This window comes from Paenalcaligenes sp. Me52 (assembly GCF_050487965.1).
GTDB lineage: Bacteria > Pseudomonadota > Gammaproteobacteria > Burkholderiales > Burkholderiaceae_B > Paenalcaligenes.
Genome location: NZ_JBKQFO010000003.1, coordinates 348,702 through 372,355 on the forward strand (window position 1 = coordinate 348,702; position 23,654 = coordinate 372,355).

At 51.9% G+C, this 23,654-nt stretch carries 24 protein-coding genes; 16 read left to right on the top strand and 8 right to left on the bottom strand.

Annotation, left to right across the window (positions count from 1 at the left end; genetic code table 11):
• Positions 1–567 precede the first annotated feature (567 nt).
• From ACLO87_RS15885 to ACLO87_RS15895, 3 genes are read right to left on the bottom strand one after another with little or no spacing between them, the layout of a single operon-like run.
• The gene (locus ACLO87_RS15885) at positions 568–711 is read right to left on the bottom strand and encodes a hypothetical protein (protein ID WP_430224232.1); all 144 of its coding nucleotides are present in this window, start codon (positions 709–711) and stop codon (positions 568–570) included.
• Entirely contained in the window at positions 708–4,043 is a 3,336-nt protein-coding gene (locus ACLO87_RS15890) for a UvrD-helicase domain-containing protein (RefSeq protein WP_430224233.1), read from the bottom strand. Before ACLO87_RS15890 ends, ACLO87_RS15885 begins: the two co-directional genes overlap by 4 nt.
• A complete protein-coding gene (locus ACLO87_RS15895; protein ID WP_430224234.1) occupies positions 4,030–6,690 on the bottom strand; it encodes a PD-(D/E)XK nuclease family protein in 2,661 nt (886 codons plus the stop codon). The genes ACLO87_RS15890 and ACLO87_RS15895 overlap by 14 nt, the downstream gene beginning before the upstream one ends.
• Positions 6,691–6,790: 100 nt before the next feature.
• Here ACLO87_RS15895 and ACLO87_RS15900 point away from each other — a divergent pair, with 100 nt between their 5' ends.
• A complete protein-coding gene (locus ACLO87_RS15900) occupies positions 6,791–7,606 on the top strand; it encodes a TOBE domain-containing protein (protein ID WP_135865556.1) in 816 nt (271 codons plus the stop codon).
• Here ACLO87_RS15900 and ACLO87_RS15905 read toward each other — a convergent pair.
• Genes ACLO87_RS15905 through modA form a run of 3 tightly spaced genes read right to left on the bottom strand, consistent with a single transcriptional unit; the run spans position 7,603 to position 9,798 of the window.
• Entirely contained in the window at positions 7,603–8,331 is a 729-nt protein-coding gene (locus ACLO87_RS15905; RefSeq protein WP_135865554.1) for a sulfate/molybdate ABC transporter ATP-binding protein, read from the bottom strand. The genes ACLO87_RS15900 and ACLO87_RS15905 overlap by 4 nt on opposite strands.
• Positions 8,331–9,008 (bottom strand): molybdate ABC transporter permease subunit, encoded by a 678-nt coding sequence (gene modB, locus ACLO87_RS15910; protein ID WP_135865562.1) that lies wholly within the window; start codon positions 9,006–9,008, stop codon positions 8,331–8,333. Before modB ends, ACLO87_RS15905 begins: the two co-directional genes overlap by 1 nt.
• A gap of 16 nt (positions 9,009–9,024) precedes the next feature.
• A complete protein-coding gene (gene modA / locus ACLO87_RS15915; protein WP_430224235.1) occupies positions 9,025–9,798 on the bottom strand; it encodes a molybdate ABC transporter substrate-binding protein in 774 nt (257 codons plus the stop codon).
• Positions 9,799–9,949: 151 nt separating this feature from the next.
• Here modA and xerD point away from each other — a divergent pair, with 151 nt between their 5' ends.
• The 4 genes from xerD to tenA are packed head-to-tail and all read left to right on the top strand — an operon-like array spanning position 9,950 to position 12,478.
• Positions 9,950–10,840 (top strand): site-specific tyrosine recombinase XerD, encoded by an 891-nt coding sequence (xerD, locus tag ACLO87_RS15920; RefSeq protein ID WP_430224236.1) that lies wholly within the window; start codon positions 9,950–9,952, stop codon positions 10,838–10,840.
• A 7-nt stretch (positions 10,841–10,847) separates the two neighbouring features.
• Positions 10,848–11,345 carry an aminoacyl-tRNA deacylase gene (locus ACLO87_RS15925; protein ID WP_135865976.1) on the top strand — a complete coding sequence of 166 codons (498 nt, stop codon included), beginning with the start codon at positions 10,848–10,850 and terminating at the stop codon, positions 11,343–11,345.
• 18 nt (positions 11,346–11,363) lie between these two features.
• The gene (locus tag ACLO87_RS15930) at positions 11,364–11,750 is read left to right on the top strand and encodes a VOC family protein (protein WP_430224237.1); all 387 of its coding nucleotides are present in this window, start codon (positions 11,364–11,366) and stop codon (positions 11,748–11,750) included.
• 50 nt (positions 11,751–11,800) lie between these two features.
• Complete coding sequence (tenA, locus tag ACLO87_RS15935) at positions 11,801–12,478, top strand: thiaminase II (protein WP_430224238.1); 678 nt, start codon at positions 11,801–11,803, stop codon at positions 12,476–12,478.
• 22 nt (positions 12,479–12,500) lie between these two features.
• On the opposite strand, the gene ACLO87_RS15940 is transcribed toward tenA, so the two are convergent.
• Positions 12,501–13,124: a prepilin peptidase gene (locus ACLO87_RS15940; protein ID WP_430224239.1), complete on the bottom strand. Its 624-nt coding sequence runs from the start codon at positions 13,122–13,124 to the stop codon at positions 12,501–12,503.
• Positions 13,121–13,552: a type II secretion system protein N gene (locus ACLO87_RS15945; protein WP_430224240.1), complete on the bottom strand. Its 432-nt coding sequence runs from the start codon at positions 13,550–13,552 to the stop codon at positions 13,121–13,123. Before ACLO87_RS15945 ends, ACLO87_RS15940 begins: the two co-directional genes overlap by 4 nt.
• Before the next feature lie 104 nt (positions 13,553–13,656).
• Here ACLO87_RS15945 and gspG point away from each other — a divergent pair, with 104 nt between their 5' ends.
• From gspG to gspF, 11 genes are read left to right on the top strand one after another with little or no spacing between them, the layout of a single operon-like run.
• Entirely contained in the window at positions 13,657–14,109 is a 453-nt protein-coding gene (gene gspG / locus ACLO87_RS15950; RefSeq protein ID WP_430224241.1) for a type II secretion system major pseudopilin GspG, read from the top strand.
• Entirely contained in the window at positions 14,084–14,560 is a 477-nt protein-coding gene (locus ACLO87_RS15955; RefSeq protein WP_135865964.1) for a prepilin-type N-terminal cleavage/methylation domain-containing protein, read from the top strand. Before gspG ends, ACLO87_RS15955 begins: the two co-directional genes overlap by 26 nt.
• Positions 14,557–14,928, top strand: a complete 372-nt coding sequence (gspI, locus tag ACLO87_RS15960) for a type II secretion system minor pseudopilin GspI (protein ID WP_430224242.1) — start codon at positions 14,557–14,559, stop codon at positions 14,926–14,928. Before ACLO87_RS15955 ends, gspI begins: the two co-directional genes overlap by 4 nt.
• Positions 14,925–15,551: a PulJ/GspJ family protein gene (locus tag ACLO87_RS15965; RefSeq protein WP_430224243.1), complete on the top strand. Its 627-nt coding sequence runs from the start codon at positions 14,925–14,927 to the stop codon at positions 15,549–15,551. The genes gspI and ACLO87_RS15965 overlap by 4 nt, the downstream gene beginning before the upstream one ends.
• Positions 15,548–16,432 carry a type II secretion system minor pseudopilin GspK gene (gene gspK, locus ACLO87_RS15970; protein WP_430224244.1) on the top strand — a complete coding sequence of 295 codons (885 nt, stop codon included), beginning with the start codon at positions 15,548–15,550 and terminating at the stop codon, positions 16,430–16,432. Before ACLO87_RS15965 ends, gspK begins: the two co-directional genes overlap by 4 nt.
• A gap of 2 nt (positions 16,433–16,434) precedes the next feature.
• Positions 16,435–17,409: a hypothetical protein gene (locus ACLO87_RS15975; RefSeq protein ID WP_430224245.1), complete on the top strand. Its 975-nt coding sequence runs from the start codon at positions 16,435–16,437 to the stop codon at positions 17,407–17,409.
• Positions 17,406–17,993, top strand: coding sequence for a hypothetical protein (locus tag ACLO87_RS15980; protein ID WP_430224246.1), 588 nt, complete (start codon positions 17,406–17,408; stop codon positions 17,991–17,993). Before ACLO87_RS15975 ends, ACLO87_RS15980 begins: the two co-directional genes overlap by 4 nt.
• Positions 17,990–18,706 carry a type II secretion system protein N gene (gene gspN, locus ACLO87_RS15985; protein ID WP_430224247.1) on the top strand — a complete coding sequence of 239 codons (717 nt, stop codon included), beginning with the start codon at positions 17,990–17,992 and terminating at the stop codon, positions 18,704–18,706. Before ACLO87_RS15980 ends, gspN begins: the two co-directional genes overlap by 4 nt.
• A gap of 22 nt (positions 18,707–18,728) precedes the next feature.
• Positions 18,729–21,023 (top strand): type II secretion system secretin GspD, encoded by a 2,295-nt coding sequence (gene gspD, locus ACLO87_RS15990; RefSeq protein ID WP_430224248.1) that lies wholly within the window; start codon positions 18,729–18,731, stop codon positions 21,021–21,023.
• A complete protein-coding gene (gene gspE / locus ACLO87_RS15995; protein ID WP_430224249.1) occupies positions 21,023–22,438 on the top strand; it encodes a type II secretion system ATPase GspE in 1,416 nt (471 codons plus the stop codon). Before gspD ends, gspE begins: the two co-directional genes overlap by 1 nt.
• Before the next feature lie 3 nt (positions 22,439–22,441).
• Positions 22,442–23,644, top strand: coding sequence for a type II secretion system inner membrane protein GspF (gspF, locus tag ACLO87_RS16000; RefSeq protein WP_430224250.1), 1,203 nt, complete (start codon positions 22,442–22,444; stop codon positions 23,642–23,644).
• Positions 23,645–23,654 lie beyond the last annotated feature (10 nt).

The following is a 23,654-nucleotide window of genomic DNA, read 5'->3' on the forward strand; positions in this document are numbered from 1 at the left end:
GGAAGATTGTAGCATAGGTATTACAGCTGTGTGGCAGGCTGGGCGAAATTCTAGGTGGTGGTTTTATAAGGTGCTGATACGTAAAGGTAAGGGGAGGTTTTTATCGCTCTTGCTGGAGACTACAGAATAACTTTGTGCTGTGTTCATCGCACATGCAGGGGGACTGCAGGAATACTTTTTGTGATTTGAGACACCAAATCAAAAAAGTTTCCTCTCCGTCCCCCGATTGCTCTAAATGCGGTGAGGCTTACAGCCCTTTCTTTTGGTGTGTTGGCACGACTTGATCCAATTAGGAAGCAGGCTGTCGATCATCTGTAATGTCAGCTATACCATCAGAAAATACAGCTTAGTTATTTTGATGAAAGCAGCAATTGCCGGGATTATTAGCACACAGGATAAAAAAACATCTTCAGGACTTGGTAAACATGCCCCTTCCATCTGCTACAGAAGTACGTATTAGCCACAGCAGCAACCACACTAAAAACCGTTGCAAGCGATGAAGGGGAAACGGAGGAAAGTATTTTTTTATTTGATGGTCAAATTAAAAAATACTTTTCGCAGTGCTAGCTAATGCAAGCAACCGTTGATCAGCCCAATGCAGCACTCATCGCCTATGCCGGAAACTGCTGGATGACGTTTCAGTGTCAGCAGCCAGCTTTTGATTAAAACAATGCCACACTCATTAACTACGTTGGGGGCAACAATACTCACAGCAACGCCATCTGGCTCCCCACCGGCGCAATCACATATGGCACCCACAAATCCACCCTTGGGAAGTACAACGCTGCTTTAGCCTGCCGCCCATCCAGCGCCTGCACTTGTTCGCAATAGCGCTGCAACTGTGCGCTGTGACGCTCTAGCATGCGCCGCTCAAACATAGGAACAGTTTCACCTTCTGCTGGTGCGGATGTTTTGTAGTCCACGATTAACCAGTGATCCTCTTGCGATATCGCCAAGTCAATCACCGAAACCCGTCCACCGGCATCTAGCAACGACCATTCTCTATAGGCTTTGGCGACTCCCAATAACCACTGCCCTCGTTCGCTGCTGATCGTCGCTTTAAGGGTTTGCTGCAGAATATCCAGAGACTGCATAACACGCTCTGGCTCTGTACCCGCGCGCAGCAACTGTTTGCGCATGGTGTTGGCAAACGGAGTGATGCTGCTTGCATCAGCAAACTGCGCAGGTGCTGCGGCCATACGCTCTAACCACGCGTGCGCCACTATCCCTAACGCACTTTCGTTTTGTGTAGACTCTGGCCAGCGCCATGCATTATGTGCCACGGCAACCGTTTTAGGTGGTACGACAACGGACTGTACCTGTTGCAGACGTTTCAACAAGCGCTGCGCACCTGGGGTTGCTGCTGTTGTGCCAAGTTCTACCGTGGTTGTTGCAGCATCGTTTTGGGGTAAGCAATCCCAAATTCTGCCTAATAGGCTCTGCCCGCTTGGTGCTTTAAGTTGGCCTGCATCGTCTACTTTCATATCGGCCACTATGTGCAGTTGGCTGCGTGCACGGGTTACGGCTACGTACAGTAAACGGTTGGCTTCGTGAAAGGCTCGTTGCTGTTCTCGTTTTGCTAAAAACGCCGATACAGGGTCTTGGTCTTCGCTGCCACGTGGTTTGACTGGCCCTAACAGTAAACGCCCATCACTTTGCTCCAAGCGAATCAATGGCGCAGTGTCACCGCGTGCCGCGCGCTCCAAACCGTACAAAATAACCGATTCAAATTCCAAGCCTTTGGATTTGTGTATGGTCATGATTTCCACACACTCCCCTGCCCCCTGCGGCACAGCGAATAATCGCTGCACGCGTTCTTCAAAGTCGTTGACGCTCACATCGCCATAGGGCGCAAGGTTTTCGAGTAAGCGGAATACCTGTTCAGCATCGTCACGATCAGCGGGGTGAGCGTATACCTGCTCGGCCCCCAAACGTTGCCAGACCTCTTGCAGCCACGCAGCAAAGGGTTGGCTTCCACTGCGATTGCTGTGTGCAAATAAGGCAGCGCTTGCCGCCTGCAATCTCGCCAACTCATTGCCCTCTAAAGCGGCACTACGTTCTGGATTCGCCAACAGCGCAGACAACAATTCGGGAATGGGCGTGCTGGCATCGCTTCCACATAAGCTGTGTAAGCTGCTGAGTGTCAGCCCCACCATGGGAGAGCGCAAGATCGCTAGCCATGCCAACCTATCGCCGGGATGGCACAAAGCACGCACTAACTGCACCAAATCACCTACTACCGGTCTATTGGCCAGCGGCTCTAGCTCTACCGCTCTACACGGAATGCCTTGCATGGTGAGTTCTCGTACCACTTGGCGTAAATGACTACGCGCTCGCACCAACACCGCAACGGGGTGAGCACTGCCTGCATAACGCTGCAAGCCGTCTCTGCATAACGCCACCACCTGTTGCTGTGATTGCTGAGCTATCTGGTCGGCGCTTTCGTCTTCTGCTGTACTCCAGATGGGATGAAAGTTCACTGCGGTGTGTTCAGACGCAGGGTTAAAGGGGTCCGACGGGCTGTAGCTCACCGCCCCCATATCGCTATCATCATATGCAGGAAACAGCCACCTACCTGCTACATTCACCCACTCTACCAACCCTGCTTGTGAACGGAAATTCGTGGTTAAGGTCAAGGGTTCTAAATCTACTGAACCTAAGGCGCGCGCCGCTTTCACGCGCAAGAACAAGCCCACTTCCGCTTTACGGAATCGGTAGATGGACTGCATGGGGTCGCCCACCAAGAACAAGGTACGGCCATCACCCGCTTCCCATCCAGAGCTTAAGCGTTCCAGCAATGCGATTTGCGTCAAGCTGGTGTCTTGAAACTCATCCACCAGCAAATGCTGTATGGCACGGTCAGCCTTCAGCAAAAGTTCTGAAGGCTCGTCGGAACTGCCCAAGGCGTGCAAAGCCCGCTGAGAAATCTCAATGAAATCCACCTCGCTTTGCTCGGCAAATACTTGGCGCAGTTGAAAACTTGCCAACCACAGCACTTGGATGAAATTCATCAGAGCCTCAAGTTGCTCCTCACTGTAGCCATTGGGCAAATCACGTACACGCGCTAAAGCCGCTATCCACGGAGCCTCTACGGCGGCGGATGCTATCCATTCTTCTAATGCCGCTTTCTCTGCCGTTTTAGGAGCAAAGCCTTGAGCAACCGTAATACGCTTGCGTAGCTCGCCTTTGCCTGTCAGCAGAAAATCGGCCAAACAGCGCCACTGCGGTAACGCATCTATGTCTGCCGATAAGGGCTCACCATTCCATTGCTGTAACAGTTGCAAGCTGTCATTGCCGGTTGCCGCTAGTTGTTCGGCCGCATGACGCACCAATGGTGATAAGTCCTGCGCCCAACCTAAAGGCATGGCAGATGCCAACAAGGCCAACTCTGCCTGCAGGATTTCTTCAAGGTTATCTTCGATTTGAAAGATGCTTTCCGGATCACCCAAAATCGGCTGCCACTGATCACGACTCGCCAACATTTGCATCAATAGCTCTTCTGCTGCCGGTACGTGCACATCCATATGCGCCATCATTTTGGCTACTGGCTCTTGCTCTTCAATCATGGCCAACGTCGCTTGTGCGGCACGTCGGTAATGCTGACTCACGTCCTCGGCTACCGCAGGCATACCGCCTAAGCCACTCACCCACGGCATGGCTCGCACCAAGTGCGCGCACAGGGAGTCAATAGTACGAATGCTTAAGCGTGCGGGGTATTCCAATAAATTCCAGCCCAGCTCTACATCACGCAGCATAGCTTGGCGTGCAAGCTCCCAACTTTGGCGTTTATAGGCTTCAGCGGGCGGCGTATCCGATAAACCTGCACGCAGTTTTTCCAACACCCGCGCATGCATTTCTGCTGCAGCTTTTTTGGTAAAGGTGATGGCGACCACTTCTTCTGGCCGTCGTACAGTTGCCAGCAGCGCCAGAATTCTATCGGTCAGCAGTTCGGTTTTCCCAGAACCAGCAGGGGCCTGCACTAAAAATGAGCGTCTGGGATCAATGGCAGTTTGCCGGACGGCGGCGTCATTAGGCGTGATCATCGTTCACCTCATTCAAACGCAGCATCGGCAATACGTCACAAAACATAAGATCTTGCTCATTCCATAGTTGATTCGCGGCATAGCCCACGCAGAACTCTGCTGCCAAAGCCTCAATAGTCTGCTGCCACTGCTGCACTTGTGATTCCCAATCGGGCAGATCATATTTTTTACTGGCTGATTCTGGCGTGGTCACATCACCAAACGGCTGTTGTGCATAACCAGTCACACCTGGCGATCGAGTATTCAGCCACGCTAACGCAGCGCCACCAACCTCTTCACCTTGTTGCTGCAAATGCGCGGCGTACAGCGGCAATTGCAACTCTATAGGTCTAGGCCGCAACCAGTCGTCTAGCGGGTTACGTCTATTTAAGGAAGTCTTGTAATCCAGTACGACCACGCTGCCATCCGCCAACTGATCCAGTCGGTCTAGACGCATGGATAAACTCAAGTTCTGGTAGGCCCAATACAAGGTTTGCTCTAGTGAGCGCACTTCAAAATCGGGACGTGTCAGCTCAAAGCCAAACCAACTACGCAATACCACCTCGGCGCGTTCGCATTCTAATTGACGCAAGCGTGCTGAATAACCATGTAAGGTTTCTTGTGCAGCTTTTTCAATGCACTGCCCCAACCCTTCAGGCTGAGTTTCCAGCCACAGTGCCAAGCCTGCTTGCGTGCGCGGTTCACACGCTTCCCATGCGCGTTCAATTGCACTATGCAAAAACTGACCGCGCACGTTTTGCTCGCCTACTTGAGCGTAGTCTGGCAAAGCAGCTGCGGACAACCGGTATTTCACAAATGCCCATAAGGGGGACCGTGCTTGCGTATCCAACACTCCAGCGCCACCTCGTATTTGTGTATTTTGCAGTAGCGCAGGGCCATGCTCATCGCGCAAGTACTCTAGCGCTGCGCCTGCAGTATCCACCGCTGGTAACGCGTAGTCTTGCTGGTCTAACGTGCTCAATAGCGGGCTAGGACGCAATAACTGCTCGCCTTGATACTGTGGATAACTAACGCGTACTGTCTTAGCGCTGCCGCATAGTGACGCAAACAAATAACGCGCCCATTGCAGCTCACGTTCAGGCGTAGAGCGAGGCGCATTCACGCGACGTAGTGCACTGTAAGGAATGAGCGGATTAGGCCGCACTGCAGCGGGCAAAACTTCGTCACTTAACCCTAGAATCCAGATAGCATCCCATTGGCCACCCTCGGCTTCCAGCATCCCCAATACATCTAAGCGAGATGACGGATCACGCTGCGGCTGAAAGGCTGTTTCACGCAGCAAGCGTGTTAGCAATCGCAGCGCCTGCCCAAAACGCAGTGTGGACAACAAAGGGGTTTGCTGAGCAAATTGCCCCAGCTTGGCATCAAACGCTTCCATCACCTGGAACGCATGGCTATCCAAACTTTCTTGGCCCGGAAAACCCAGGTGCTGCAACAACGTGCGCATACATTGCGCCCAGCCTAATGCAGACTGGCGTGTTGGCTGTGCTTGCAAATGTGCCCATGCCACGCCCCAAGCTTGATGTAGCTCCGGGAGACGCTCAGTAAGAGCCGTTTCCCATGTGAGGGTATCGAGGCTGAGTTCGCCTTGCTGACGTAAGCGCACATCCCACATCACCCGTGCTGAGGCTTCACTCATACTGCCCGCGCATGCTCCCGCCAATAAGGCTTTACCTAAGGTACCGGCAGCCACTTTTTCCGTGCGCAACAACTCGGCCATCACCTCCAACCATGCCAACGCAGCACGCACCAATGGCCATTCTGTTAAGGGTCTAGCTACCGCCACGTTCCATGCCAAAGCGGGTATATTCTGGCCATCACCACGGCAGGCTTCGCTTAACAGCCTATGCGCCAAAGGCACATTTTTTTCCAACTGCGCCGCCACAATCGCCACACGGTGATGTGGATGAGCACGCAACTGCTCTACCGCCCATTGCACAGCCAAACGCCATTCTTGATCACTCTCGTGGGCGGCTATTTGCAACGGATCCGAAACCTCAACCTCTGGTGTAGCCAACTGATAACACGTTACCCCCTGAGCACTTAAGGCTTGCAGTAACAGGGTAAATCGTGGCGACAATTCATGAAAACCCGCCAGCACCAGCGTACTAAACGGTGGCTGTAAAGCTGAGGCTTGCAGCGCCTGCAACACTCTATTGGCAGACCTATTGGCATCGTCTAAGTCTGACTCTTGCAATCTATTCTTATAACGCTCGCGCCAGCGCAAAAAACGTTCGTAGTCTGGGGACTGCTCAGCTTCAATAACGTCTATTTGCCAATCGTCCAACAAGGTGTCGGCTTCACTGGCTAACTTGGCAGCTTGGCGCATATCCAGCAAACCCTCGCCTTCAGTCGCTTCCTCTTCACGTATGGACTCTTCCCATGCATAGTGGCACCCAAAGCTGTCTAGCACGTGCGCAGCAGGCGCAAAGCTTTCGCTAAAACACAACTCGTCAGCCAACTGGCGCAACCACGCCCCTACGGGCATGATTTCTGGTACTGCCATCGTACGCTGGCCAGCATTCAGCGAGCGCTGCAATGTTTCCAGAATACGCCGTGCAAAACGGTTGTTCACCGTCAGAATCAAGGTCTGAGTACTCTCCAACTCGCCCAGTTCGTGCATCTGCAAATAAGGAATTTCCTGCATGACGGGGATTTGCCTCCGCTTTGTCCTGTAATATAGATGCTTATTGTAGCGACCTCCCATACTAGGATGTCGTTTCCTTTCTGACGCTACTGTTTGAATTATGTCCGACTCTTCTTTGCCTGAATTTGAACTGGCTGGTTCTATTTGGTTTAGATCTGGAACCCAGAACTGGGGAAACCCGCGACGCATGGCTTTGTTGGCCGCGATACGTGAGCATGGTTCTATTTCTGCAGCAGCCCGCGACATAGGGCTAAGCTACAAAGCCGCCTGGGATGCCATAGACACCATCAACAACCTGTCTGATGAAACCCTCATCCAGCGCAACACCGGCGGACAACGCGGTGGTGGTGCTACGCTGACGCCCAAAGCCATTGAAATTCTGGAACTCTACGAGCATCTTGATGAGGTGCATCAACGCTTCATGAAGCGCCTGTCCCGTGCCCGTCCGGGCTCTGAACAAACCATGCAAGTATTGCAAAACATGATGGTACAAACTTCTGCACGAAATAACTTTATTGGCACAGTCAGCGACGTCACCTTATCTCAGATTAGTGCTGAAGTGCGCCTGAGCATCGGTGAGCAATTTGATATTGTGTCGTCAGTCACGCGTGAAAGCGTGGAAACGCTAGGCTTGACCAAAGGCGTACGCGCCTTAGCGTTTATCAAGGCATCATCCATTATCATCGGTACTGATTGCGCCAATACTCGTATGTCTGCACGCAATATCCTGCAAGGGAAAATCGTGCATTTACAAAGCGAGGCAGTAGGTGCTGAAGTGGGGTTGGAACTGCCTAGCGGTCATCGCATTGCAGCCACCATCACCACTGAAAGCTTGCAACGCTTGAAGCTCACATTGGGGCAAGATGCCTGCGCGATTTTCAAAGCCTCCAGCGTGCTGTTGGGCACCTTAGATTAAGCTACTTCTTCCTGAGCTAATTGCTGCTCAGACTCAGCTTGTAAGGCCGTTGGTGAGCAACAGCCTTCAATGCTGCCTTGCCGTATACGGTACACCTCGTCAGCTAGCACCACAGCATCGTCAGGATCGTGCGTAATGATGATAGAAGGAATGTCCAACTGCTGCTGAAGCTCTCGCAGTTCTACGCGCATTTTGCGTCGCAAATGCACATCTAGCGCTGCCAACGGCTCATCCAAAATCAACAGTTCTGGCTCTACTGCCAATGCGCGTGCCAAAGCTGTACGCTGCTTTTGTCCACCAGAAATTTCGGCTGGATAATTATGCAATACCGCTTCTAGCTCAAATGCCTGCACCCAACGTTTTGCGGATTCAGGTAAAAATTTGCGGCTAGGATTCAACCACGATCGACGCAAGCCATAACAAATATTCTGCGCCACCGTGAGGTGAGGAAACAGGCCATAATCTTGCAGCAAATACGCCAATCTGCGCTGTTGTGGCGATACCAGAATCTTTTTTTCTGAACAGAACAACACCCTGTCGCCCACGGCTATATGACCGCTATCAGGGCGTAACAAGCCTGCCACGGCTTGCACCGTTAAGGTTTTACCAGAGCCTGATGGGCCAAATAACGCAATGCGTCTGGCTTCAGTATGTATGTCTACATCAAGGCTAAAGCTTCTATCGCCCTGCCCTACGGTGCGCTGTATGCGTATGGTGATACTCATCAGCGTGCTCCTTGTCGGCGAGCGTAAGCAGGCTTGATATAGCTTGCCAACCACAGTACCAGCACACAACTAATAGAGGTGGTAATCACCAAGACCATCGCCAAATCATCATTACCGGCTTGCACAGCCTCGTAAATAGAAATGGACAAGGTTTGTGTGCGACCTGGAATACTACCCGCGATCATTAAGGTGGCACCAAACTCGCCCAAAGCACGAGCAAAGGCCAACAATACACCTGCCATAATGCCGCGCATGGCCAAGGGTAACGTGACTCTAAAAAAGGTGGCCGCATCGGAAACGCCCAAAATTTTGGAGGCATTGACCAAGCGCTGATCCACATCTTCAAATGCTGCTCTGGCCGCTTTCAACACCATGGGGAAGGCCACCACCGTTGCAGCAATTACGGCCCCCTGCCAGGTGAACACCAATTCGATGTTCCACTGTGCCAACCATTGCCCTACCACGCCTCGACGCCCCAACAATACCAACAAGTAATACCCCACCACGGTAGGGGGCAGCACCATTGGTAACGTCAAGATTGAGTCAACCACGTTACAGAATGGGGACTTCCAGCGCGACAAGGCATACGCACCAGCAATACCCAAAATGGAGGCAAAAAAAGTGGCCCACCCTGCCACCTTCAATGAAAGTAACAGGGGGACCCACAGTCCTGACAGCATATGCTTAGCCTAATTAAGGCTTAGAGAAGCCGTATTTAGCCAAAATTTCTTGGCCTTCATCTGACAAGATGAAATCCACATACTCTTGTGCTTGTGGGTGAGCACCCTCGCGTTTCACAACAGCGATTGGGTAAGTCACAGGAGTCACTGTTTCCAACACTTCTACCACTTTCACTTTGTCTTTCATGATGGCGGCATCAGTGGCAAACACAAAGCCTGCGTCCACTTCACCACGGCTAACGTAATCCAAGACTTGGCGTACGTTTTGGCCCAACACTTGACGTTCAGTTACTGCTTCCCACGCACCCTCTTTTTCCAATGCACCTTTGGTGTAACGACCAACAGGTACTGTTTCAGGGTTACCGAAAGCGATGCGAGTAACGTCAGCATTGGACAACGATGCCAAGCCTTCTACATTTTTAGGATTGTCGTTAGGAACAATCAGTACCACTTGGTTGCGCACAAAATCGGCACGCGAATCAGGCACGATGGCATCCGCTTCAACCGCTTTATCCATCGCTTTTTGGTCTGCCGATGCGAACACATCAGCCGGAGCACCATTCACGATTTGCTGCAGCAACACGTCTGACGCAGCAAAGCTGTTCAGCACTTTAGTGTCTGTATGTTTTTTCTCAAACGCCTCACCAACTTCTTTGAATGCATTGGTCAGGCTAGCAGCACCCGACACCAACAATTCACCGGCCTGAACAGCACTACCAAAAACCAGACCTGCACTCAATGCACCCGATACACACAGAGCGCGAACAATACGGCTATAGCTTTTCATGCCTTCTCCTTGGCAAGTTGTAAGAATCTATGAAAGCATTATATATAGATGTATATAGATACCGCAAACACTACCAGCCTTGGGTTTTTAGGTGATGAGCAATGCGGTGGCCTCACTGCCTTGCCTACTCTCTCGGTGTATCATGCTAAGCATGACTACGCCTCAGCTTGCTGCCTTTTTAGAATACTGTTTACTGGAAGAAGGGTTGGCCAACAATACGTTGGCTGCCTATGAGCGCGACCTCATTATTTTTGCTGAATGGTTACACGAACAACACAGCAAAACCTTGTTGGATGCCTCCACCGAACATATACAAACCTGGCGCAGTGTGGAGGCCCAAACCCATAAAGCCACCACCACTAACCGTCGTTTGGCAACGTTGAAAAAATTCTATGGCTGGGCGCTACGTCAGCAACTGATCGCGCATAACCCCTGCCAAAACCTAAACTCATCCAAACAAGCTGTGCGTGTGCCCGCCACCTTAAGCGAGACGCAAGTCGATGCGCTACTGCAAGCTCCCCCTGCCGATACGCCTTTGGGTTTGCGCGATATCGCCATGTTGGAAACGCTGTATGCCACCGGGCTACGAGTAAGTGAGCTTATCAACATACAGTTGCAGCATCTGAGTATGAACGATGGCGTGATACGCGTAGTAGGCGGCAAAGGTGGAAAAGACCGATTAGTACCATTGGGCGCACAAGCCCAAGACAGCCTACAAAACTACCTACAACACGCTCGGCAACTGATTTTAGGCCAACAGCGTAGCCCCTTTTTATTTGTGACTGGCCGTGGCCAAGCCATGACCCGACAAGCATTTTGGTTGCTAATCAAAAAGTACGCACTGCAAGCGTGCATTCAAGCACCACTATCGCCTCACGTACTGCGCCACGCCTTTGCTACGCACTTGTTAAATCACGGCGCCGATTTGCGTGTGGTGCAACTGCTGCTTGGGCACGCCGATATTTCCACCACCCAGATTTACACCCACGTTGCCCGAGAGCGTCTCAAACAACTGCATCAACAACACCATCCACGAGCATAATTTCGTTATGGCCAAAGCAAAACACGTTAGCGAAACCCCAGCCACACAGTGGCTACGCAAAGCAAAGATCGTCTTTATTGAACACAACTATGACTACATCGATCACGGTGGCGCTCAAGAGGCTGCACGACAGCTACAGTTTCCGCCCGCCCAAGTCGCGAAAACGTTGATCATGGAAGATGAAAATGCCAAGCCGCTGATTATCGTGATGCATGGCGACCGTGAGGTATCTACTAAAAATCTCGCCAGACAAATAGGTGTGAAGAAAGTCACCCCCTGCAAACCAGAGGTTGCTCAACGTCACTCTGGTTATATGGTGGGCGGCACATCGCCTTTTGGTACACGCAAAACCATGCCTATTTTCATAGAGCAAAGCCTGCTGGAGTTTCCTACTATTTTGATCAATGGCGGTAAGCGTGGTTACCTACTTGAACTGCCACCCACCACATTGGTCACGGCCTTAGGTGCTACCCCTGTAGACGCTGGGCTAGACGCACACGCTTAATTTTTACTGGAATAGCGCATGATTCATCACCTTGATCATTTGGTACTGACCACCAGCAACGAAGCAGCCTGCGTAGCCTTTTATGTGGACTGCTTAGGTATGGAGCTGGTCACCTTTGGCCAGAACCGCAAAGCGTTTAGCTTTGGCAATCAAAAAATCAATGTGCACGTTAAAGGCGCTGAGTTTGAGCCCAAAGCACACTTACCTGTACCCGGTGCGTTGGACCTATGCTTTATGGCTGATCGTCCGTTAGACGAAGTGATTGCCCATTTGCAGCAAAAAGGTGCCACCATTGTGGAAGGCCCGGTGCCTCGCACAGGCGCCACAGGCCCCATACGCTCTATTTACCTGCGTGACCCCGACCTGAACTTGATAGAAATTTCCGAGCCACTCACCACTCCCTAACACCCTGTAGTGTGAGCCCCTATAGCGCTTTTTCTTTTGTAAGAGGCCCCATGAGTTCTACTCTGCTTCCTTTTGATCAGCTTAAACACCGTTGCCACGATGCGTGGAAAGCCTACACTCAGCACGATTTTGTGCGCCAATTAGGTGCAGGGTCATTACCTGCCGAAGCCTTCAAGCACTATTTACGCCAAGACTACTTGTTCCTCGTGCACTTTGCTCGCGCCTGGGGCTTGGCTGTGTATAAAAGCCGTTCCATGCAAGAACTGCGCCAAGGTTTGGATAGCCTTAAAGCCATTGTTGATCTGGAAATGGGTCTGCATATTCAGTACTGTGAGCGCTGGGGTATTAGCGAAAAAGAACTGGGCGAACTGCCTGAGGCTCGCGCCACCATGGCCTACACCCGCTACGTGTTGGATGCGGGTAACCGTGGTGATTTATTGGATTTGCACGTCGCACTCGTGCCGTGTCTGATTGGTTACGCTGAGATTGCCAGTTGGCTGGTGGAACAAGACTTCACTGATTTATCCGACAACAACCCGTACGCCGATTGGATCAAGATGTATATCAGCCCAGAGTTTCAGCAGGCCGCCAACGCCGAGAAAGACTGGCTGAACCAACACCTTAGCCACATAGATCCAGCTCGTATGGATTATCTGGCCACTACCTTTAGAGACGCCACACGTTTAGAGGTGGACTTCTGGCAGATGGGCTTAGATCAAGCCGACTAACACGACGTACTTGCCGCTGGCCTTAACGCCAATACTGCACCACCAGCATTATGCCAGCGGCCAGCCCCAAAAACGGGCCAAAATACAGCATAGTGGGCCAACTGGCTGCACGACAACGCTGCACCACGGCGTAACACAAGGCCAATGCACTGGCCCCAAACAGCACATAGGGCACAGCTAGCACGCCTAACCATGCACCTATACCAGCCAAGAACTTAGCATCCCCACGCCCCAAGCCTTCTTTGCCGCGTAATAACGCAAAGACGGTACCTACTGTCCACGGCAAACCGTAGCCTAGTGCTGCCCCCCACACACGATCTTGCAATAACCACGGCGCATCGTAAGCACACCACAGCAATCCAGACCACAGTAAGGTGTAGCTCAACTTATCCGGTAAATAGCCGTACCAGCCGTCAAAGCACATCAACAGCCATAGCTGCACAAAAAACAAGCTCAATACCACCTGCTGCGGTGCGCTAACAGGCAAAAACAGGGCCAGCAGTACACTCGCCACTATCCCACTGTAAAACAGTCCCACCTGATGCCTGTTACTCAACCCAGCAACTGAAAACTCATGGCAGCAGGCTACCCATTGCCAGCGTAAATACCAAAGGGATAACAGCCCCACCGCTAGCATCACCATCATGGTGCGGGGTGCACTACACGTATGGCTTCTTGTAATACCGCTACAGGCTCTTGTGGGGCTTCCACGGTGTAGCGAGCGCCTTGCTGTTCTACTTGTATAGATCGCGGTCCTACCACGACTAAACGCACACCATCGGCTAACCAATCACCATTTCTATAGGCTTGTGCGGGTGCACCATCAATGCTTAGTAGCGCGGCGCCTTGGTTAGGTTGGCTAGAACTCATCACGCCCTGTATGAGTATGCGCACTGGGCCGCCTGCTGTACCAAACCACGATGCGACGGCATCGGCTTCCATGCCTTGCAACACAGTATGCGTCGCCGCTAATGGCACAAAACGTAATGTGGTTGGAGCAGCCAAATAGGCAGTGCCATAACCGGCTACGGCAGCGGCTATCACCACCATCAAACGCTGTATCCATCGCGCCATAAAACTGACATATCTCATCTATACACTGGGGACCGGATTCAACAGTGCTCTGACCGGCATGATTTTTTCCACCTCAGAGTCTGGCATGTATTAATGAAAGAAGTATGACACCACAGCATTCACTCCCCCGTTCTACAGCCGCCCAAGCCTCACAGCGCGGTTTCTCCCTGATAGAGATCATGGTGGTTATTGTCATCATGGGCATCATGGCCGCACTGGTAGTTCCTAACCTACTGAGTCGCCCCGATCAGGCCCGTGTGGTCGCCGCCAAACAAGATATTGCCGGCATCATGCAAGCGTTGAAGCTATACCGCTTAGACAATGGTTTCTACCCCAATGCACAACAAGGCCTACAAGCCTTACAGCAAAAACCTTCCGCACCGCCTGTGCCACAAAACTGGCAGCGTTATTTGGATAAAGTACCTACAGACCCCTGGGGTAATGCGTACCAATACCTCAATCCCGGCGTGAGTAACGATGTGGATGTGTTCTCTTTTGGCGCGGATGGTCAACGCGGCGGCGAAGAAATGAATGCTGACATTGGCTCTTGGCAATAAGCACAACGCTAGGCAACACGGCTTTTCCTTATTGGAAGTCATTATTGTGCTGTTCATCATTGGCATAAGCACTAGCGTAGGCATACATTACCTACCCTCTACCTACGACAACAGCGTGAGCCAAGATGCCAAGCTGTTGACGCAGCGCTTTCAGGCCGCCCAGCGCTATGCTATCCAACATCAGCAAACACTACGTTGGCAAAAGCACGAAGATGGCTTTGGATTTGAAGCACTAGGAAACAGTGCCTTCACCCTGCCTTTACCCGCCACCCTCGCCCATGTCTCATGGCGTGGTGCACAATCCACCAAAGTCACGCTGCAACCGTCTAGCACGCTACTGATAGAACCATCGTGGTTGTACCCTCCTTTGCTCATCACTCTCGATAACGGCGTAGATAGGCTGATTATTCGCCGAGATTTGCATGGCAATTTTGATGTCAGTGCGCCATGAAACGCGCCGCATCACAACAGGGCTACACCTTGGTAGAGGTGTTGGTGGCACTGGCCATCATTAGCATTGCGCTGACGGCCGTGTTGCAAGCCTTGCAACTTAGCACCCGCAGCACCCAATCGCTCAAGATGCGCAATCTGGCTCTGCACAGTGCCAGTAACACACTGGCTGAGCTACGCCTGCAACAGCAGTTTCCCTCCCCCGGAACGCAGAATTATCCCTGTACGCAAGGCATGTACGAGTTCAACTGTGAAGTCACCAGTGCTAGTACCGAACATGCCAAGTTCAGACAAATCACCGTGCGCGTTACGCTGCCTGACCATCAGCAGAATTTTGCCTATTTACACGGCATTCTGATGCAACCATGAAGCGCACAGCGACCACACAGCGCGGCTTCACCTTACTAGAAGTTTTGGTGACGCTGTTAATCATGAGCTTGCTTAGTGTACTGTCATGGCGCGCGCTGGATTACATACAACGTACGCAATCACAACTGCAAGACACGCAAACACGCCATCAATCCATACATGCTGTGCTACAGCAGTTGGAGCACGACATACTGCAACGCCACAGCTCACCGTTGCTGAACGAAGAGCTTAGCGATTTTCCATTGCATCCTGACGGTATAGGTTCGGCCTATAGCGCACTGGTCTGGGAGCAACACCCGCGCAGCAACTTTTTAGCCATACGCCAAACCGCCACTCCACCTGCTGTGGGCAATGTATGGCTGCAATGGCGTAGTGAGAACAACATGCTGTACCGAGATCAAGGCATGCCGTTTGCCACCTTGCCTGGTGCCTTACCCCCTGCCCAAAACCCGGTATTAGATGACGTTCAACAATTCACAGCACGAGCGTGGATACCGGCGCGAGGCTGGATGCCATTACCTCTGACGCAAACCACACGCGCACCTACAGGCATAGAAATCATCATCGTCAGACTAGAACGTGGCCAATCAGTACGCTATCGCAAGGTGATCCCACTATCATGAATCGCTTTACGTTACAGCAAGGTTTAGCCGTTATTAATGCGCTGGTCATCGTGTTTGCCACCAGTGCAATCGCCGCCGCATTAATCAGCAAACAAACGCAATCCAGCGAACAGTCCATCATTGAAAATGATGTGACCCAAGCTACATGGTTACTGCGTGGAGCAATGGACTGGACGCGTCAATTGCTACTGCAAGATAACCGCCATAGTGCCATTACTACCCGAAATGGTTTATGGGCACAGCGCATAGACCGCATGCCTATAGAAGATGAACGCACCACAGCATATTTCTCGGGTTTCCTTAGCGATGAACAAGCCAAATTCAACCTACTACGCTTGCAGCGTAGCGGTGAAACCCGACCTGAAGAAATCACCCGATTAGAAAAACTGCTGCACAGTGTACAGCTACCCAAAAATTTGGCTACCGCACTTGCTCAACAGCTTGCTCAGGCCTATCAAAGCACGCAGCACCCTGCCACCCAAGTGGGGGCGAGACTTCCTTCGGAGCTCATCGCTGCCCAATCGTTAAGCCCTGCTCAACGCGCACGTTTAGACGACTACACCACGTTGCTGCCCCCCGCTACGCTGTTGAACATCAACATGGCCTCACCCCAAGTACTGCATAGCTATATAGACGGCTTAAGCCTTGCCGATGCGGTAAGGCTCACCACACAACGAGACCAAGGTAGATGGTTTAACCAAGCCTCAGACCTCAGCTTGCAACTACCGTCGGGGCTATCCATCCCTGCTCGCACCTTAGGCGTAAAAAGCCATTGGTTTAGCGCACAGGGACTATTGGAAATCTCTGGCACCCAGCAATCGTTGCACGCCCTGTTAGAACGCAAAGGCTCACAAGCCTTCACCCGCTGGATACGGTATTAATCATGCGCACCCATTTACAAATTCTGCTGCCTGAATTGGAGCACCTCACCGTAGAAAGTGAGGTGACATTTGCGCTGATCTACAAGCGTGAGCACATTACACGACAAGGCAACGCGACGCTTAGGCAATTGGCACAACAGTTTGCAACGGTGCCATTCCTGTTGATGGTGCATACGTTGGATACGGTGCATACCACTATTCGTATTCCGCCTGTCAAAAAAGCCCAGCAAGCAATGGCCATACAAAGCCGTTTGCAGCAAATGCTGCTAGCACCGCTACAGCAGCATCTGTTTTGTTATGAGCCATTACCGGATCACGCCTTTAGCGTAGCGTGGACAGAACGAGCCCCTTTGCAAACCTTGCTACATAGTCTGCATACGCTAGGGGTAAATCGTGTGCTAATGCAGCCCGTTTGTCTCAGCAAAACACAGACTAACGCCCCCACCTGCTATGTCTGGAATAAAGCGCTGGAACTAGGCACACAACTGCAACATCACACCCCATTAGAAAAGCGACTACGCCGCCCGCTAAGCTGGGCATTAATCGCGTTGGCGATGCTAGTAGCTGCTCTGTATACACACACCCGTCAACAACGAGATGAACTGCAGCAGCTACAAGCTCTGGCACAGCAAGCCGTCAGTGATCGGTGGCCTCAACTGCCTGTGGTGATTGCCCCGCTCAAACAAGCTCAACAAGCGCTGCAAAGTGCTGGCCAAGCAGACCAGTCTGTTGCGCTTCGCTTACCAGCACTACTTCAGCAATCCGCACAATGGCTGCAGCCCTTAGCCCCTGCCGTGCAATCCATAGGTTGGGACAACCACACCTTACGTATCACGCTGCAACCAGATAGCAATACGCAATCCGTAGACTCATTACTGGACCAGACTCACACACAGTTGCAAGCACAAGGATTGCAGTGGCTCTATGAGCCTAAAAAAGACCCTCTTGTGCTGCAACTACAACCCTTAACACCATGAAACCGGCCTCATCCTTACTGCATCTACGCCAGCGTATAGACCAGCGTCTGCAACCTTTACTTTCTGGCCTGCAACAACAGTGGCAACGCCAAACTCCACGAGAACGTTTGCGTGTGCGTGTACTGTTGTGGTGCCTACCTTTTCTGGTACTGGGATACGTAGCATTTCAGCTCTGGCAGCTATCACAACAACACACTCAACAACTACGTGTTGCGCACTACGAATTTGCCCAACTGCAAACACTACTAGGTCAGCCTACACCTACCGCAACGCCGACGGCCCAGTATTCACCTACAGAGGTATACGAGGCACTGCAAAACAGTTTGCAGCCCTTTAAACGCGAACAGGCCACGCTGGTTGCCCTGCCCGATCAGACGAACAGCTGGCAATTACGCCTACAGCACGTACCAGCAACGGATGCTCTGGTATGGCTGCTGCACACCCCTGCTTCGCTGAATCTACACATTACGGCTACCGAACTTTCTCGATCACGTATTGAAGGAAGAGAACAGGCTGGCGTACTCAGTGGAACAGTCACTGTGCAATACCAAACTCCCGCCACAGAGGGAGTGTCACAATCATGACACGAATTCTTCTTATTCTTATGGCTGCCCTCGCGTTTGCTGCCGGTTTTTTAGTGGCTGCACCCGCATCTTGGCTACACGTTTTTATGCCAGCCTTTCTACAACTCAATGTCAGTGAAGGCACTCTATGGAAAGGAAGTTCACAACTCATCGTGAATACTCAACACCCACAAGCGCTACCTTCGCATATTCACTGGCAGTGGAACTGGACACCGTGGCCCCAACTACAGATCAACAGCGATGACCTTGCACAACCCTTACTGCTGACTCTGAACGGTACCAGACTCAGTATTGGTCAATCTCGTTTGCAACTACCGGCCAGTCTGTTAAGCAGCGCTCATCCCTTACTGGCATCGCTACAACCTCAGGGCAACCTTAGCCTAAGCTGGCCCACCTTCTATGCCAACTCACCTGCAGCCATAGACCTGCAACTGCGCTGGGAGGACGCCACAGTAGCCGTCAGTTCCTTACGCCCCTTGGGCTCGTATGTATTGGACCTACAACTGGCCAAGTCATCCTCATTGCAACTACGTACTGAACAAGGCCCGCTGCAACTGCGTGGCCAAGGCAGCTTCGGCGCCACACACCCCTGGAGTTTTACCGGGGAGGCTTACAGCAACCCAGAATATTTTGCTGCCTTACAACCGTTATTGCACCTGCTAGGCCCCGTCCAAGATGGACGTGCTGCTATTCGCCTGCAGGCTGCACATTGATCATTTGGCGTGTTTTTTTGTTATGCGTATTGAACGTTTTTTCCCGTTAGCAGCATTAAGCAGCATTTTGGTACTTCAAGGCTGTAGTACCTTGTCGGAGTCAGAGTCCCGCCCACCACCTAGCCCGCTCACCATCCAAACCTCAAGAACCGTTGCCGCCGATGCCTATGCTCAACCTGCAGCCACACGTACAGTGGGCGATAGTTCCAGACGTCCTGTGCGCCCTGCTTCCACATGGAAACAAGCGGCTGAAACTCCTAGATTATCGGCCCCTGCACCCATAGGAGCACAAAACCCTGGCGATACCCTGACCCTGAATTTTGTGGAAGCCGACTTAGCGCAAGTCGTGCGTACCTTGGCAAGATTTACGGGCAGAAACTTCATCGTAGACCCTCGTGTACAAGGGCAGCTCACCTTAGTGTCCGAAGTACCCGTGAGCCCACAACAAGCCTACAGCATGCTATTGGGTGCGTTGCGTATGCAGGGCTTTGCTGTCGTACACAGTGAAGGCAGCAGCAAAGTGGTGCCAGAAGCAGAAGCCAAAGTGCACGCCAGTGCCGTCAGTTATTCGGCGGCAGAACTGGCCAACCTTAGCGGTGAAATTGTCACGCAGGTCTTTAACCTGAACTATGAAAAAGCAGCTGATTTAGTCGCCGTGCTGCGCCCTATGGTATCGCCCAGCAACCCCATCACTGCCTACCCCAACAACAACAGCTTGGTGATTACCGATTACGCTGACAACATCGCTCGCGTAGCAGATGTGATTGCGCGCATTGATACCTCACACAGTTTAAACACTGAGCTCATCACCATCGAACACGGCGTGGCCTTAGACGTGGCGGCCTTAGCCAATCAATTGCTAAATGATGCTAACAGTGAACCGTATGCACGCACGCAAATCGTCGCTGACCCACGCACAAATTCTATTATTATCCGCGCCGGTAGTTCGTCTAGATTGGAGATGGCCAAAGACCTAATCTACAAAATTGATTCGCCTAATGCCAGACCCAACAATCTGCATGTGGTGTACCTTAAAAATGCTCAAGCCACCCATTTGGCACAGGTGCTAAAAGGTGCGCTAGAGGGCTTAAACCCACAAAGCTCCGCAACAGGCACAAGCATGGGATCAGCCATGCCTACGGCAGCCCCAGCCAATACTAATCCAGCACCTACGGCCATCAATGCTGACACCATGCAAAACAACTTGATGGCGTCTGGCGCCCTGCCACAACCCACCAATTTGCAACCCGTGAGTGTTTCCGCCGGGGGCGCTACCATTCAAGCAGACCCCTCTACTAATACCTTGATTATTTCTGCCCCACCTCCGCTGTATCGCAGCATACGTGAGGTGATTGATCTGCTGGATCAACGCCGCGCACAAGTACTGGTAGAAAGTTTAATCATTGAAGTTAACGCCGAAGATGCTGCTGAGTTTGGTATTCAGTGGATGGCAGGTGGTAGCCATTTGGGCGAAGGCGGTAGCGGTTTTGTTGGGGGTACTAACTTAGGGGGTAGCGGCGTAGGCACAACAATCACCGGTGCCACAACATTGGATGCACTCGGCCAAGGCCTAAGCCTAGGTTTGGTGAAAGGTACGGTAAATGTACTAGGCCAAGAAATCGTTAACTTGGGGGTGCTCGCCCGTGCTTTGGAAAAAAATGGTGCAGCTAACGTCCTGTCCACACCTAACCTGCTCACCATGGATAACGAAGAAGCCAGCATCATCGTGGGCCAAACCGTACCCTTTGTGACGGGGCAATACACCACCTCTGGCGACGGTGCCAGCAACCCCTTCCAAACCATTGAGCGTGAAGACGTGGGGTTAACCTTGCGTATACGCCCACAAATCTCGGAAGGCGGTACGGTCAAACTGGCCCTGTACCAAGAGGTCAGCAGTATAGACCCCAACGCCTCTATGGGGAGCTCTACCTTAGTGACTCGCAAGCGTGCGCTGGAAACCAATGTGCTGGTGGATGATGGTCAAGTGATTGTGCTAGGTGGTTTGCTGGAAGACAGCACGCACGACAGCACCTCTGCCGTGCCTATTTTGGGCAGCTTGCCCGTGGTAGGTAGCCTGTTTCGCTATGAAACACGTAAACGCACCAAGACTAACCTGATGATTTTCTTGCGCCCCCACATTGTGCGTGACCAGCATGATAGCCAACGCCTGACTTTGGACCGCTACAACTACATGCGCTCTACTCAACAAGCCATGCCTTTCAACGACCTGTGGTTCAGCGATATTGGCGGCCCTAATGCCTTACCTGATTTAGCACCATTGCAGCGATCCCAGGTGGATTTGCGAGGCCAACAGTAATGCTACTGCCCTATAGCTGGTCTAAGACCCAACGCCTAATATTGCGTGAAGACAATCACCAGTTGCAAGCTCTGCACTGCACCGACACGCCCGACTGGGCGTTGGCCGAAGTACGTAGACGCTATAGGCAAGCTGATTTCAAACTGGTGCCTGCTCAAGAAATTGAGCAATGGTTAAACAGCTCTTACGGTCAGCAAGACAACGCAGCGGCAGTGATGGATGCGGCCAGTAACGAGATTGATCTGGACTCCCTCATGCATGAAATGCCTGAGGTGGAAGACTTGTTGGAGTCTAGCGATGATGCACCCATCATCCGCATGATCAACGCCTTGTTGACCCAGGCTGCCAACCAAGGCGCCAGTGATATACACATAGAACCCTTTGAAAACCGTTCGGTGGTGCGCTTTCGCATAGACGGTACATTGCGCGACATTGTGCAGCCTAAGCGCGCCCTGCATAACGCCCTGATCTCACGTATTAAGATCATGGCTAAATTGGATATTGCCGAAAAGCGTCTGCCCCAAGATGGCCGTATCTCGTTACGTGTAGGGGGGCGAGCCATTGATGTGCGCGTGTCCACCTTACCTACCGGCCACGGCGAACGGGCTGTACTGCGTTTACTGGACAAGTCAGCAGGACGACTAGAATTGTCCGCCCTGGGCTTAGCCCCTAGCCACTACCAACAACTGACCTCATTAATACGCCGCCCCCACGGTATCGTGCTGGTGACTGGCCCTACCGGTAGCGGCAAAACCACCACCTTGTATGCCGCCATTGGTTGCTTAGATGCGCAAACCACCAACATTCTGACCGTTGAGGACCCTATTGAGTACGACTTGGCTGGCGTCTCGCAAACACAAGTGAACCCGCGCATAGATCTGCATTTTTCCACTGCTCTACGCGCCATCCTGCGCCAAGACCCTGACGTCATCATGATTGGTGAAATCCGCGATTTAGAAACCGCACAAATTGCCGTGCAAGCATCGTTGACTGGCCACTTGGTTTTAGCCACCTTACACACCAACGATGCCGTATCAGCTGTCACACGTTTGATTGATATGGGCATAGAGCCGTTTTTGCTTGCCAGCACGCTACAAGGTGCCTTAGCTCAACGATTGATACGTAAGCTGTGTGAACACTGCAAAACACCTATAGATTCTGGACGTGCTCAGCGCAATCCACAGGGCTGTGAGCATTGTGGGTTCACAGGCTACCGAGGCCGTACAGGTATACATGAATTGTTTGTGGTGGATGACAACTTACGTAGCCTGATTAGCCAAAACGCCGATACGCATACGTTGCGCCACCATGCGCAAGAACACGGCATGCACGACTTACATCACGACGGTCTACGCTGGCTAAACAGCGGACAAACCTCGGAAGAAGAGCTGCAACGCGTCACCCGAGAACACTAAGCCATGACGTACTTTCACTACCACGCCATTGACGCTGCCGGTAAAACCATACAGGACTTCATTGAGGCCGACTCGTCCGAACAGGCGCAGTCTTTATTGGCACAACAAGGCTTGTTAGTGCTAAAACTGCGTGCCAAATCACGCACAGGCGGCCACTCTAAGCGCTCCTTAAAACTAGGCGACCGAGAGTTAAGTTGGATGACCCGCCAACTGGCTAGTTTGCTGGATGCGCAACTGCCCCTAGAAGCAGCCTTAACCGCTGTGATAGAACAAAGCGACAGTGCAGCTACTCAACAAGTACTGCGCCACATACGCCAAGAAATACGATCGGGGCAACGTCTAGGCCAAGCCTTAGGACAATTTCCGCACATCTTCCCCGACATTTATCGCGCTTTGGTGGATGCTGGCGAACACTCTGGACAGTTAGATACCGTGCTGACCAAACTGGCGGACTACATAGAAAAACGTCATCAACTGCGCAACAAGCTCACCAATGCACTGATCTACCCAGTGATCGTCAGTATTGTGTCGGTATTGATTGTGATTTTTATGCTGAGCTATGTCGTGCCACAGGTAGTAAACGCCTTTGTGCAAACCCAAAATAGCTTGCCGCCCTTAACCGTCGCCATGATTTGGTTAAGTGACTTCACCCGCGAATGGGGTGTGGTGTGTCTGATTATCCTGAGCATAGTCATTGTGGGTTGGCGCCTTGCCTTACGCGCGCCAGCACTACGCTTAGCCTGGGATGCCAAACTGCTTAAAGCCCCCTTACTAGGGAAGTATTTACAAGGCGTAGATATTGCCCGCTTTGCATCTACCTTAGCGATTTTAAATAGCAGCGGCGTTCCGTTGTTAGCAGCCTTACAGGCCGCACAGCGCACCATACGTAATTCCCACTTACAACAGGCCATTGCCCAAAGCACGCTCGCTGTACAAGAAGGCTCTAGCCTTGCCGCAGCTTTACGCCAACACCAAGGCTTTCCACCATTATTAATACACCTAGTGCAAAGCGGTGAACGCACAGGGCAACTAGCCCTTATGCTAGAACGTGCTTCCAACACCCTTTCTACCGAGCTAGAACAACGTGCTACTACCAGCACAGCCATCCTAGAGCCCTTGATGATTCTATTTATGGGTGGTTTTGTGATGCTGATTGTGTTGGCTGTGATGCTGCCTATTATCGAATTGAACCAGCTGATTCAATAAACGCGCGTTG